16 protein-coding genes are annotated in these 12,882 nt (G+C 55.0%); 10 read left to right on the top strand and 6 right to left on the bottom strand.

Translation table 11 applies throughout. The features are described from left to right. The first annotated feature begins 23 nt into the window (after nt 1–23). Together METFOR_RS12625 and msrB are read left to right on the top strand one after the other, a co-directional pair. On the top strand, nt 24–590 hold the full coding sequence (locus tag METFOR_RS12625) for a DUF2179 domain-containing protein (protein ID WP_015286542.1): 567 nt from the start codon (nt 24–26) through the stop codon (nt 588–590). A gap of 86 nt (nt 591–676) precedes the next feature. Then, the gene (gene msrB, locus METFOR_RS12620) at nt 677–1,138 is read left to right on the top strand and encodes a peptide-methionine (R)-S-oxide reductase MsrB (protein WP_015286541.1); all 462 of its coding nucleotides are present in this window, start codon (nt 677–679) and stop codon (nt 1,136–1,138) included. A 21-nt stretch (nt 1,139–1,159) separates the two neighbouring features. On the opposite strand, the gene METFOR_RS12615 is transcribed toward msrB, so the two are convergent. Continuing rightward, a complete protein-coding gene (locus METFOR_RS12615; protein ID WP_015286540.1) occupies nt 1,160–2,236 on the bottom strand; it encodes a CorA family divalent cation transporter in 1,077 nt (358 codons plus the stop codon). Between the two features lie 216 nt (nt 2,237–2,452). On the opposite strand from METFOR_RS12615, the gene METFOR_RS12610 reads away from it, so the two are divergent. Continuing rightward, complete coding sequence (locus METFOR_RS12610; RefSeq protein WP_158491388.1) at nt 2,453–3,358, top strand: PEGA domain-containing protein; 906 nt, start codon at nt 2,453–2,455, stop codon at nt 3,356–3,358. Nucleotides 3,359–3,367: 9 nt separating this feature from the next. On the opposite strand, the gene METFOR_RS12605 is transcribed toward METFOR_RS12610, so the two are convergent. The 3 genes from METFOR_RS12605 to METFOR_RS14710 are packed head-to-tail and all read right to left on the bottom strand — an operon-like array spanning nt 3,368 to nt 5,943. After that, the gene (locus tag METFOR_RS12605; RefSeq protein ID WP_015286538.1) at nt 3,368–4,456 is read right to left on the bottom strand and encodes an ABC transporter permease; all 1,089 of its coding nucleotides are present in this window, start codon (nt 4,454–4,456) and stop codon (nt 3,368–3,370) included. After that, complete coding sequence (locus METFOR_RS12600) at nt 4,453–5,466, bottom strand: ABC transporter ATP-binding protein (RefSeq protein WP_015286537.1); 1,014 nt, start codon at nt 5,464–5,466, stop codon at nt 4,453–4,455. The genes METFOR_RS12605 and METFOR_RS12600 overlap by 4 nt, the downstream gene beginning before the upstream one ends. Nucleotides 5,467–5,502: 36 nt before the next feature. Further along, nucleotides 5,503–5,943, bottom strand: a complete 441-nt coding sequence (locus METFOR_RS14710; protein WP_015286536.1) for a MarR family winged helix-turn-helix transcriptional regulator — start codon at nt 5,941–5,943, stop codon at nt 5,503–5,505. Nucleotides 5,944–6,154: 211 nt separating this feature from the next. On the opposite strand from METFOR_RS14710, the gene METFOR_RS12590 reads away from it, so the two are divergent. The 4 genes from METFOR_RS12590 to dinB all read left to right on the top strand — a co-directional run bounded on the left by METFOR_RS12590 (nt 6,155) and on the right by dinB (nt 10,134). Beyond that, nucleotides 6,155–7,225, top strand: coding sequence for a hypothetical protein (locus METFOR_RS12590; RefSeq protein ID WP_015286535.1), 1,071 nt, complete (start codon nt 6,155–6,157; stop codon nt 7,223–7,225). Nucleotides 7,226–7,241: 16 nt separating this feature from the next. Further along, nucleotides 7,242–7,727 (top strand): YkgJ family cysteine cluster protein, encoded by a 486-nt coding sequence (locus tag METFOR_RS16095; protein ID WP_324602938.1) that lies wholly within the window; start codon nt 7,242–7,244, stop codon nt 7,725–7,727. Nucleotides 7,728–7,791: 64 nt separating this feature from the next. Continuing rightward, a complete protein-coding gene (locus METFOR_RS12580; protein WP_015286533.1) occupies nt 7,792–8,967 on the top strand; it encodes an Nre family DNA repair protein in 1,176 nt (391 codons plus the stop codon). Between the two features lie 9 nt (nt 8,968–8,976). Then, on the top strand, nt 8,977–10,134 hold the full coding sequence (gene dinB, locus METFOR_RS12575; protein ID WP_015286532.1) for a DNA polymerase IV: 1,158 nt from the start codon (nt 8,977–8,979) through the stop codon (nt 10,132–10,134). Here dinB and METFOR_RS12570 read toward each other — a convergent pair. Beyond that, nucleotides 10,117–10,503, bottom strand: a complete 387-nt coding sequence (locus tag METFOR_RS12570; protein WP_015286531.1) for a hypothetical protein — start codon at nt 10,501–10,503, stop codon at nt 10,117–10,119. The two genes, dinB and METFOR_RS12570, sit on opposite strands and share 18 nt — an antisense overlap. Nucleotides 10,504–10,990: 487 nt before the next feature. On the opposite strand from METFOR_RS12570, the gene METFOR_RS12565 reads away from it, so the two are divergent. Genes METFOR_RS12565 through METFOR_RS12555 form a run of 3 tightly spaced genes read left to right on the top strand, consistent with a single transcriptional unit; the run spans nt 10,991 to nt 12,308 of the window. Further along, on the top strand, nt 10,991–11,515 hold the full coding sequence (locus METFOR_RS12565) for a DUF6125 family protein (protein ID WP_015286530.1): 525 nt from the start codon (nt 10,991–10,993) through the stop codon (nt 11,513–11,515). After that, a complete protein-coding gene (locus tag METFOR_RS12560) occupies nt 11,512–11,796 on the top strand; it encodes a DUF1294 domain-containing protein (RefSeq protein WP_148277691.1) in 285 nt (94 codons plus the stop codon). The genes METFOR_RS12565 and METFOR_RS12560 overlap by 4 nt, the downstream gene beginning before the upstream one ends. Before the next feature lie 26 nt (nt 11,797–11,822). After that, on the top strand, nt 11,823–12,308 hold the full coding sequence (locus tag METFOR_RS12555; protein WP_015286528.1) for a deoxycytidylate deaminase: 486 nt from the start codon (nt 11,823–11,825) through the stop codon (nt 12,306–12,308). 24 nt (nt 12,309–12,332) lie between these two features. Here METFOR_RS12555 and METFOR_RS12550 read toward each other — a convergent pair whose 3' ends face one another. After that, complete coding sequence (locus tag METFOR_RS12550) at nt 12,333–12,836, bottom strand: hypothetical protein (protein WP_015286527.1); 504 nt, start codon at nt 12,834–12,836, stop codon at nt 12,333–12,335. Nucleotides 12,837–12,882 lie beyond the last annotated feature (46 nt).

The following is a 12,882-nucleotide window of genomic DNA, read 5'->3' as shown; positions in this document are numbered from 1 at the left end:
CTGATCAGGAGTTGCAGGGTATTATGGCTGATATGGTTGCGCTGGTCTTCTCTATTCCTGTCCTTATTCTGGTCGCACGGGTTGTCGAAGCGGCGCTCGAGACCCTGCGCACCATCTATGTCAGCAAAGGTCATGCAAACCTTTCTGCCTGTGTCGGTATCGTCAAGACCGGGATCTGGCTGATCTCCACCGGCCTTGTCATAACCAACCTGAACGACTACTGGAACCTCTTTGCGTATCTTGCCGGGTATGGCATTGGCACGCTCCTTGGTATGCAGATCGAGAACATGATCTCGATTGGCCATGTCATCGTCCGGCTCATAACCCCGGGAGATCCCCAGCCGGTTATCGCCAACCTTGCTACCCTCGGGTACGGGATGACCCGGATCGAGGGGCAGGGCAGTTTTTCAACGGTCACCATTATCTTCATGATCGTCCCGAGGACTGAACTGGGGAGGCTGCTGAGCGTTATCTCAAAAGAGTATCCCGATATCCTCTATACCATTGAAGATGTCCGGACCATCAAGGATGGCGCACGGATCTTCTACAAAGATCCCCGGCGCAGGATCCTTGGATTTTTCGGGCTCTGAAACCGACAGTGGGAATCCGCAATGCCGCTATTCATACCTCTATTATCCGGTTGCCCCATGACTTCAGCAGGAGTTATGGATAGCTTATGCATTCTCCTGTGGAAAAAGAGGGTACGATACCAATCTTCAATGTCTGGACCAGTGTTGTCGAATACCTCCCCCCGGTGATCAGGTCTGATGATGAGTGGAGGAAGCTCCTCTCTCCTGAACAGTTCGAAGTGGTGAGAAAGAAAGGGACCGAATATGCGTTCACCGGAAAATACCATGCCTGTAAAGAACCGGGGATCTATGCCTGTGCCTGTTGCGGGACCGATCTGTTTGATGCGAAAGTGAAATTCGATTCCGGTACCGGCTGGCCGAGCTTTTTCTCTCCTGTATCGGAACTGAATGTACAAACCCGCCCGGACCTGTCAGGAGGCATGGCCCGGATCGAAGTCCTCTGTGCCCGGTGTCATGCTCATCTCGGACATGTATTCGATGATGGGCGGGCCCCCACCGGAAAACGCTACTGCATGAACTCGGCTGCGCTGATCCTGAAGAAACTGTAAAAAAAGGCAGAGGGCTGGATCTCAGTCGTCTTCCCGCCGTTTCCAGACGTGGACAACCCAGAGCAGGGAGACGAGCGTTGCGATTACCGTTGTTGCGACCAGCATGGGAATATACCACCACTGGGCAGCCATGGTCCCCTCCATAACCCCGCTGCCGGCTATAGTTGCGATGGTATTCGGGACCAGAGCTGCTGTGCCGAGGACCGTCAGGTATGCAGTTACGAGAGCAAAGCGGTTGTTCATGGTCTGGAGCTGGTTGTTGTAGATGCTCTGCATCACTTCAAGCCCGGAGGAGAGCACGTTGGACATCTGTTCGGAGAGTTCGATATGACGGTCGATATTATCCGAGAGGATTCCTATCCTCCCCAGGAGTTTCTCATCGTTCGTTATGAGATCGGCATCACCGTACCGCAGCGAATCAACCACGTCCTTTGTCGCCCAGAGGACGTTTAAGTAATCGATGAGGACGTGTTTCATCCGGTAAATGTCATGGGCAACTTTCTTCTTGGCAACCTTCTCTTCAATCAGGGACTTGCTGATAGCATCCCCGTGCATCTCGATCTCGCGTAAATACTCGAAGTTGCGGTCATTGTTCTCATCAATGATCCGTTCGAGCGTGAGAGTGATCTTGTCCGGGGTGTTCTCAGCAGCCACCCGCTTGAAGAATTGTTGGGCATAACGCGAGAACCGCAACAGCCGGTTGATCTGGTCGGAGTGGACAGTGAGGACGAGGTTGTCACGGATCAGGACAAACAACGGGTGGATGGTCATCTTCTCGCCCTTGACCGTGACCGATGGCAGCATGATGCCCAACTCCGTATCGTAATCCTCGTACGCAGAATAGAACCCGTGGGTCAGTTTGGGGACCGGGACTTTCGTGAAGCCGGCCAGCTGGGCCAGCTTCTCGATCTCCTTGTCCTCGTCATGGATGCTGCAGTCGATCCATGCGATGCTTGCGTCCCTCACTGCAGAAAAGTATTCTTCGACTTTCAGGTCTACCAGTCTCTCAATCCTGCCTTCTGGGTGAAGAAGGATACAGAAGCTTAACGGAACCGTGACGGAGCTTGACGTTGTCTGCTGGCTGTCATGCATCTTCATGGTAGCACCGTTTCATCCTTTTGCCCGGATTGATCCGGGAGATCTATTGGGTAATTGAAACTGGATACGTAAATAGGTAGTTCTCTGGCACTTTTCCCACGGTTTTTTATAAGATTCACTCAAAGCAGTCTGTAATAAAGGGAGCCTGATATGAACAACGTGTCCCTGGGAGTAATTTCCCTGATTTTTCTTGCAGGCATATGCATTATCCCTGCCATGGCCGATACAGCATCCGAAGAAGGCGGTCAGGGATGGTATGTCATTCACTGCAATGTTGAGTGGGCCAAGGTCTATCTCGATGACAAATATGTCGGTGAGACTGCCCTGGGGGCCCTGACGGTGCAGGTGCCTGCAGGCTCGAGTTACAAGACAATCCGCGTCCAGAAGAACGGGTATGCAACGTTCACCGATTCTCTCGTGAAATCGCCGTTGCAGGATGAGATTGTGCACGTGTACACAGCCATCAGCCCGCTCCCGGAAACAACCGAGAGCTCCGTTGGAGGAGATATGGGCTGGTATGTGGTTCACTGTAATATCGAGGGTGCGACCGTCTTTTTTGACGGATTGAACAAGGGGGAGATTACGCGGGGTGTTGTCTATGTTCCGGTATATAGTACCGGGACGCCGTACTTGGAATACACCGTCAAGAAAGACGGCTATATCACCTATACCGGATCGGTCCCCACCATTCCCGGGAAAGGCGAGACCTATGACCTCTACGCCACGCTCAACCCGACCACAACCCCGTCCCCCGGTGCGACAATTGGCGGGGATATCGGGTACTACAAGGTGAATTGTAATGTCAATGGTGCTATGGTGCTGTTCGATACGGAAGAGAAAGGGAAGATTGAACAGGGCAACCTCCTTGTGCAGGTCTATGTTACCGGTACGCCGTATAAAACGTTCACCGTCAGCAAGAGCGGATATGTTCCCTACACGGGGACAATCGAACGGTATCCCGTGAAAGGTGAGACCGTCAACCTGTATGCAACGCTGGCAACCGACCTTTCGGCACCGTCATCATTCGAAACAACGTCGGTCGAAAAGTCATCTCTTCTCGTCTGGGCCACCACGATTGCGCTGATCATTGCCGCGATTGCGGTGTCACGGGCCCAAAAATAACGTTTTTGATCATTCCAGTGTTCGACGGTACGTTGCAATCCCGAGGATAAACATCGCGCCGGAGAACAGCAATAGTGCGATGAGGTCGATACCGATCACGTCAATCCCCTGTCCCCTGAGTATGATCCCCCTGAGTGCGTCAACGCCATAATATTCAGGATTGATCACGGTTACCCATCGCAGCCAGTCCGGCATACCGATGACCGGGTAGAAGGCACCTGAGGTCATGAACAGGATCAGGTTGAGGAATGCGACGACGGAGGCATATTCCTGCTGTGCGGAGAACCGCGAGGCAAACGAGACCACAAGACTGGTAACCCCGATGCAGGCAATAAGGATGACCAGCATTGCCAGAAGGAACTGCCCGATGCTGTGGATCACGATTCCCGTGATGAGGATATCGATGAAGAAGATGGCAAAACCGGCGATGAATGCCCGGATGGTCCCGCTGGAAATGATGCCTGCTATGATGCTCGTCCGCTGGACCGGTGTGACCAGGTACCCCTCGTGGATACCTGCTTCGCGGTCACGGATCAACGCAATCCCTCCTCCGAACATGGTTGACGTGAAGATAGCCATCATGATGACCCCCACACCAAAAAACTGGATATACCTGATATCCCCGTAAATTTTGTTGACCATGACCGGATTGTCTGCATGGAGTCTTGCGAGGACTTTCATGACTGCGGACTCGACAAGCGCGGGGGTGACGGAGTCCGAACTGTCCACGTACAGGCGGACAGCATGGTCATTGGAGATGTCGGAAGGGACGACGACGACTGCGGACACCCTCCCTTTTGTGAGATCCTCTTTTGCGGCAATCTCGTCATTGTAACTACGGACATCGATAAGTTTCGGGTCGTCTTTCTGGGTAATATGGTTGAGCTCGTAGCTCATGTCCGTAAACAGGGTTGTCGGGGTGTAGGGCGGGCCTTCCTGGACAACTGCCACGGGGATGTGGCTGATGGTCCCCCCCATTGCGTTGCCAAAGATCACCAGGTACATGATCGGCATCATGAGGGTCATGATGACGACAAAGGGATTGCTTAAGAATTTCTTGAAATCCCTGTTGAAGATGGCGATTGCCCCGCGGATCATGGGAACCTCCTCCCGCCTTTTACGCCCCCGGCATCCCCGCTGTCGGCACTCAGGGCACTCCCGGTGAGATAGATGAAGATATCCTCAAGGGAGGGCGAATGGATTGAGATCGAGTTCATCGGGAGGGAATACTGTTCAAAAAGGGTAACAAGCGCGGGAAGGACCCTGCTCCCCTCCTTCGCAGAGAGGATAAGGACGCTGTTGTTGATCTCTGCGGCACTGACCAGCGGATTGGCCCGGATCAACGGCAGGATCCGGTCATCCGTTGCATCGAGCCCGATTGTGATGAGATCCCCTTCGGGGACCATCTTTTTTAAGTTCTCCAGGGTGTCGAGAGCAATCAGGCGCCCCCTGTCGATGAAGGCGATCCGGTTGCAGAGTTTCTCTGCCTCTTCCATATAGTGAGTGGTGAGGATGATGGTGGTCTCTTCCCGGTTTAATTCTTCAATCTGCTGCCAGACTTCACGGCGGGCTTCCGGGTCGAGACCGATGGTGGGTTCGTCAAGGAAGAGGATGAGCGGCCGGTGGATAAATGCCCTGACAATCTCAAGTTTCCTGCGCATCCCTCCTGAGAACGTGCCCGCCCTCATGTATGCCCGGTCGGAAAGATTGGTCATTTCGAGAAGTTCCCAGATCCGTTTGTCGAGAATGTCCTCGGGGACATCGACAAGTTTCCCGTAAAAATCGAGATTGTCGTATGCGGTCAGTTCCATGTCGAGCGTGCTGTTCTGGGGGCATACGCCGATGATGCTGCGGACTTTTTCCGGCTGCTTTGTGATATCGTACTGATCGAGAACCGCAGTCCCGGAGGTGGGTGCAAGAAGCGTGGTCAGGATCCGGATCAGGGTGCTCTTTCCGGCACCATTCGGGCCGAGGAGACCGAAGATCTCCCCGCGTGCAACGGAGAAGGAGACATCATCCACGGCTGTGACGGACTTGTGTTTGTTCACAAAGACCTTCACAAGGTGGTCGATGCGGATCACTTCGTGTCCGGAATCATGGGATGTCATTCCGCTGCTCCCGAAAAATGATCCTGCCCTGGCATATCAATCCATCCGCGCGATGATCTTCCGTATCGTGGAAAGCGAGGAAGAGAGGTCATCGAGGTCCTGGGGTCCAAGGGTGTCGAGAAGTTCCCGGATGGTGTCCCGGTGGTGCGATGCAGCCTGTTTGAGGTGTCGTGCACCTTTCCGGGTGATCGAGATGTTGACGATCCGGCGATCTTCCGGGTCGCGAAGGCGCTCAACATACCCCATTTGGATCAGCTGGTCCACAAGCACGGTCATATACGGTTTCGAGATGAAGAGCTGCTTTCCCAGTTCTGACATGGATAGGGATTTTTTCTCCCGCAAAAGGACCCCCAGCGTCCGGTATTGCGCGATCTGCATGCCGCTGACTCCCTGCTGCGGCCTGAATATTTTCTTGTGGTAGAATGGCAGGAGTGCGATGAGATCGTCGGATATCTTCTCCCTGACTCGCTCGTCCATGAAGCGGGTATAGGCAGTACGGGATTAATAGTTTTACTATTGAACTGTTTTATTATTGAACAAAATCCAGGCATTCTCACCGAAATCGGCAAGAGTGTTCCAGCAGTAAACGGCAGCTGCACGGAGGTCTGGTGGCTGTCGCAAGCCTTTATCATCTTCATGGTTGTTCATTATTGCAGATACGAAAACATCCCATTCAGGAGAGAGACCTATGATAGCGCTCCGGTTTTACCGGATTTATGATATTGGAAGGGAGATCGATCTCGACTGGCTCGAGAAGGCCCTTGCCCAGAATTATTTTACCGCACGGACGAGTTTTGTCCGGGTCAAGCCCAAGTCCATCATGATCGAGGATCCCCCGCTCATGATCCAGATGCACCCGATACGGGTGGAGCGGGACGGCAGGCCGTTTGAGTTTTCTGTCCTCGCCCGCGTATACGATATCGGGGCCATCAGTTTCTGTTTTATCTACGAGACCCCGGATGCAGATATCAGCAGGCTGGAAGAGATTGCCTTCCTGTTTGCCGGCCAGGAAGGGCTCTCGGAATTTTACGTCCAGTACCTCAAGACGCTTGGCGAGATCATCCGCCCACATATCAGGAATTTTGCCATTGACCCGGACTTTTACGAGGATTATTCCGTGTACGTCACGGACAAGAGGGACGATTCCATCGATCCGGTCGCCCTTCTTCTTGGCGAAAAGACTAATATCGCCCCGCAGATGCGCGAAGAGATCATCAAGAACTCCCTCAGTTACACAACCGATGATCTCGCAATCCTCTCCTGGGATTCAGCCCTGCTCTGCAACCCGGAAAACCCGACGGACCTCATCGATCTCATCGAGTTTGCAAACGTGCAGGTGCTGGAACTCCGGTACTATGACCGTGAACTGGCCCGAGAGATGGAGAAGATGTATGACGACATCGAGCATGCGGACCAGATGTCACCGTTCTTCCGGAGCCGGCAGTACCATGCGATTATGGCAAAACTGATGGAGACATCAGCCGAGATCTCGGAGATCATCGAGAAGGTCGACAACCTGATCAAGGTGACCGAGGACGTGTATTATGCCCGGGTTTATGCAACGGCGCTCAAGGTCCTCCGGAGCGGCCAGTGGAGCGAGAGTGTCAGCAGGAAGATGAGGGTGATCAAGGAAAACTACTCAATGCTCTCGGACGAGGTGCGGATCCAGCATTCCAACTCCCTGGAATGGATCATCATCATCCTGATTGCCCTTGAATTCGGCCTCGCGATCTGGCAGGCCCTGCTGATGGTGCGCTAGTTTTGCGGGGGCACCCATCCTGCCATTCGAGTGTTTCCAGTGCGGGGAATGTTGCAGTTATCTTGGCGATGTCCATACCATCAGGGAGGAGTACGGGGATTACAAGTTCCTCGTCCACAACAACTATACCGGGGAAAATACACCGGTCACGATAGACCCCGACAAACACGATCTATTCGATGACAAAAGTATCTTTGAAAAACTCCCGCATACCTGCCCGTTTTTCCGTCACCAGCCCGGGACAGAGAAGGCCTGGTGCACGGTGCACCTGACACGCCCCGAGATCTGCCGGGACTACGGGTGCTGGCGGCTCCTGATCCTCGACCACCGGGGGAACAGGGTCGGCCGTATCCAGAATGCCCGGACCCTCATCTCCGATAATACCAGTCTTGTGAATCTCTGGGAGAGTTGTGTCGAGGAGCACCGGGAGCCGGATGACAAGAAATGGGAGGATGCGATGATGCGGATCCTCAGGAATGCCGGGTACTCGGTCCGAAGATAGGACATTTTACTTTCTCCCCGCGCACTAACCCCTTAAATGCCTCCGGTCCTTCTGTAATTATCCTATGATCGGGAAAGGTGCCTACCTCCGCCAACTGACGGCATCGACCATGCCGATGAGATCGGTTGCCATGGGAAAGGAGATCGAAGGCAGTACCCCACCGTCTGTTTTTATCGGGAGCTGGAACTACCCGGATGTCTTTGCGGGCCCCATGGTCGTCCCTGAGCATGGCGACACCATGGTCATGGACATGCCCGAAGCATGGATACCGGGAAACCATACGCAGGAAGAGATCATCGGGTACCGCATGAACCTCATACGGGGGAAACAGCAGGTGCCTGCAGCGGACCTCAACAACCGGTTCATCGGTACACTCCAGGAGATCTCGCTTTCCGCAGCATCGCTTGAGAGCGAGGTTGCCTTTACGGCCACGCCACAGGGGCAGTCATTTTCTGAAGAACACACACCCTTTGGACCAAGCGCAGGAATTGAGCGGTTCGATGTCGAGCCCGGGCGGTGGAACCCAAAGCTGGAACGTACGTTCTATGATATGGACCTCCGGGCGGCGGATGCCGTGGTTGACCTGCACAAAAACGGGGTACCGTTCTCCCGTATCCAGAAAGCATTCTCTGTCGGGACAATGGGTCAGGGGAGGGCACGGCACCTTGTTCCTACGAGGTGGTCCATCACGGCCTGCGATACCATCATCGGCGACCGGCTCCTGTCGGATGTGAAAAGAAATGCCGTGATCGACACTTGGAGGGTGCACGAGTTTTCGAGCCTGAACAACCATTACGCCGTGATCCTGATGCCGACAGCATGGCAGTACGAATGGTCGGAGGCATTCCTCCAGGTTCTGGGAAATGAGGAACTGGTCTTTTCCGACCACGAGGGCACCAGGAAAAAGACAACCTACTCCCCTCTTGGGGGGTGCTATTACTCCTGCAAGATGGCGGTGCTCGAAGCACTTGCCCGCGAAGGAAAGCAGGCAGGAGCGATCATTTTACGTGAGGCAAGGAAGGGGTATGTCCCGATGGGAGTCTTCAATGTCCGGGAAAATGTCCGGAGCGCGATGCAGCAGACCCCCACCGAGTTTGAAGGGATTCGACCGGCACTCCGGTACCTGACGGATAAATTCATGCTGCCGGTGACCCGGTTCATCGAGGAAGGGCCGCTCTTGCAATCGGTGATCCGCGAGAGGCAGTGCCGGCTTGGGGATTTCCTCTCCGTCGGCGGGTGAGGGGGCTGTATGGTGCTCGTATCGCCCTTCCGGGAAACCGGCCACAGGTTCATTGAGGCTACACCCGGTGCAGCAGGAATTTCTGCTCCCTCCGGCGGCCTGATCATTTTCCATCTCGATATGGACAGTTTTTACGCATCCGTTGAGGAACGGAAACGACCGGAACTGGTGGGAAAACCTGTTGTCATCGGGGCGGATCCCAAACAGGGAAAAGGACGCGGGGTTGTCTCGACCTGTTCGTACGAAGCGCGGAAGTACGGCATCCGTTCTGCCATGCCGATATCCCGGGCGTACGTCCTCTGCCCCCATGCCGTCTTCCTTCCCCCGGATTTTCCCGCATATGTCCAGGCATCGGCTGCCGTGATGGCGATCCTCCGGTCATATGGCTTCCGGATGGAACAGGTGAGCATCGATGAAGCGTTCCTCAATGTCAGCTCCCTGGGGGACTTTGGTACAGCACAAGCCTTTGCAGAGGAAGTCCGGGCGTGTATCCACAAACGCCTGGGCCTCTCGTGCTCTATCGGTATTGCCCCTTCGCGGATCATTGCCAAGATCGCCTCGGATTTCCGGAAACCTGGCGGACTCACCATTGTAACGCCACCAACAGCCCGGGACTTTCTTTCCCCGCTTCCCGTACGGAGAATCCCGGGAGTGGGAAAGAAAGCCGAGGGAATGCTCTTCGAGATGGGAATCCGGACGATCGGCGACCTTGCACAGCAGGATGTCCAGGTCCTGATCGGCAGGTTCGGGCGAAGTGCGATCTTTCTCCACCAGCTTGCCTGCGGGATCGACAGCAGCGGAGTACCGGAAGGATCGGGTGAGACCAAATCAATCTCACGGGAGACAACCTTCGAAATCGATACGGACGACAGGGAGCATCTTCTCTCCGTAATTGATGAACTTATCCGGTGTGTCGGGGCAAGCCTTGCTGCTGAGGGGCTCCGCTTCCGGACGCTTACGCTGAAAATCCGGTATTCCGGGTTCATCACACGGAGCAGGGGACGAAGTTTCTCCCATGGTACGGATAACCCTGCAGCAATGAAGTCCCTTGCTCATTCTCTCTTCTGCGAGGAATATCGTGGTGGGAAGGTCCGGCTTATAGGTATCCGGCTCTCATCATTTGAAAAGCGGGATGCATCCCAGGCTACGTTACCTCTCGGACCCTGACGGGGAGACAGGTACGGCCGCGTTCCTGAACGCCCGTTCAACATCCTCCGGCTCGACCGTGAATGCATCGATTCCCTGTACCAGTGCCCGAACGTCCGGGCAGGGAAGATCCACCCGGCAGCCTGCCGATACCAGGATCTCTTCTGCAAGACGGTACGCAGTCCTCCTGTTCCCCTCGCGGAAGGCAGGGTACGCGCACAGGGACCAGAATGCAAGGGCAGCCCGGGAGAACGGGTCATCGGTCATTGTCACCCGAAAGACCAGCTGGAGAAGGTTTCCCTCCGAGATGATCCGGAGATCTGCCTGTTCGTCATGGGATAGTACCTTTTTCTGGAGAGCAATGATGTATTCGAGCGACAGATCCTGCATTTTAGCACCTCCCCTTTCAGCCTGTACGGATACGCAGCGGCAGCTCATGAAACCGCTGTTGGTAACGTAACGATCGGATATCCCTGACTATGGTTTGGAGAAAATCTGGGGACTCTCCCTGGTCAGAGATCTCATCTCACCCCCCTGCTACTAATGGAGGGGTAGGTAGGGATCCTTTATTGCACTGGCAGCAAGGGTTATTCAGCTGAACTCACTGGCGGAGCACTGTATGTTAGCCAGGCCGGGACACAAAAAAAGGGAAGGGTAGCTACCCCTCTCATGCCATGGGGGGTGGGAGGGGAGTCCCTGGCGCCACATCCGGTCCAACAGGTCAGGGAGGTAGGTACCCCCTGAGTTGATGAACGTGCGCCTGGTTTTCCAACATGGGGATCTTGTCTGCCTGTGGTGCCTGACAACACAAATCCAAATGTTCATATCGGCACGGGCATGACGCTTACCATCCCTGAGGCGATCCCCTGTGACGTACATGGACCTTGCTATCTTCGATCAGATGACGGATGCGGAAAAACACCAGTACCTGGAATTCCTCCTCTGGCACTATCGTGTCGTGGATGCATTTTGGTTCATCAACATCGCAGATACGTACGGTCAGGGTATTGCCGAGCAGCTCAATGAACAGGTCTGGGGAAGGGTGGCCGGTATGGCGGCAAAAGATATCGTCCGCCGCTTTACCATCACCGAAAAGGGGCTTTCCGGCTTTGTCAGGGCACTCCGGCATTTCCCGTGGGCAATGATCGTCGGGTATGAAATCGAGGAGAAAAAGGATGAGGTATTCATCTCGGTCCCGTCGTGCCCGACTCAGGAAGCCCGGCTCCGAAGGGGGCAGGGCGAGTATGTCTGCCGGGAGATGCACCGGGCGGAGTTCACCAGTTTTGCCCGGGAGATCGATCCCGCGATCCGGGTTGAGTGCCTCTTCGCGCCCCCCGACCCGCATCCTCCGGACATCTTCTGCAAATGGCGGTTCACCCTTGACAACGGTCACGGGAGCTGATCGCGATCGATCTCCTCTCGGTTCTGGCAGGTGTTTACCTCTGCCTGAACCTGATCGCGGCACTGGCCTTTGCACGCGACAAATCCCGGGCAAAACGGAACACGTGGCGGACGAGCGAGAACCTCCTTCTGGTACTGGCGTTCCTCGGGCCGTTCGGCGCGTTTCTCTCAATGCAGCTATTCCACCACAAGACCCGGAAACTCAGGTTCCTCCTTGTCCCCGTCTTTCTGATCCTCCATGGGGCTGTCATCCTGTACCTCCTCCTGATCCTACGGCTTTAATACCGGGATTTTCCATACTCTCTTGAATGCGGACCAACAGGCACCAGTACTTCCTCGACCTTGCAACCCGGTGCGCCCACCAGGGCACCTGCTTACGACGCAACTTCGGGGCCATCATCGTTGATGAGTACAATACGATAGTCTCAACGGGATATACCGGGGCACCCCGGAAGCAGATGGACTGCACGGAGCTGAACCGCTGCTGGAGAAAGGAGCACAATATCCCGTCGGGCTCGAACTACGAGCGCTGCCGGAGCGTCCATGCTGAAATGAACGCGCTCCTCCAGGCAGGCAAGCATGCCCGCGGCTGCACGCTCTACCTTTCGGGGTTCGATGTCGAGACAGACGAGACAACCCAGATCTGGCCCTGTTTCCTCTGCTCGAAGATGATCGTCAACAGCGGGATCACGAACGTGATCATGCGGACCGGCCCAGATACGTTCAAGGAGATGGATCCGATGGTCCTGTACCAGATGCGGAGCCGCGAGTCGCTCGGCGACGATAATAAGTAACTTTTTTTGAATTCTTCCGGCCTGTCAGGTGTGTCCCCTGCGGATCTCGTTGTAGAGCGAGACCAGGGAAAGGCTGATCAGGTTCATCGTGGTTGCACCATACCAGAGCCAGGACTCTGCAGGAGTGAGCGTTGCGATCCACCCGGTCCAGAGCATGGCGCAGATGATCGCGAATGTCAGCAGGGTATCGAACGCGAGGAAGACAAGCGGCATCCGGAAGATCCTTCCGACTTGCGCGATGGTGCAGAACTCGAATGGTGCAGTGCTGTTGAGCAGGTCGAACAGGGAGCGCCCCGTGTTCATCAGGAGATCTGCAAAAGCCCAGACCGTTACCGCGAGTGCCAGCAATGCAAGGATGCCTCCGCCCGGCGAGAGGTGACGCAGGGCGCTTATCCCAAAAAGGATCTTGAAGATGCAGAACGGGATGCCGATGGTCAGGCTTAAAAAGAATGGTCGGATAAAGAACCGCTGGATGGCATCCATTTCCGGGCAGTCAGTACCGTTTGTTGCACAGGAATTGTCAGTCATGTTCGGGCCAGCAGGGACTTTCTCTTTTTAGGGGGGCATCTTTTGG

The sequence above is a fragment of the Methanoregula formicica SMSP genome (assembly GCF_000327485.1).
GTDB lineage: Archaea > Halobacteriota > Methanomicrobia > Methanomicrobiales > Methanospirillaceae > Methanoregula > Methanoregula formicica.
The sequence above is the reverse complement of the archived record's forward strand: the minus strand, read 5'-3'. Positions and strand labels throughout refer to the sequence as shown.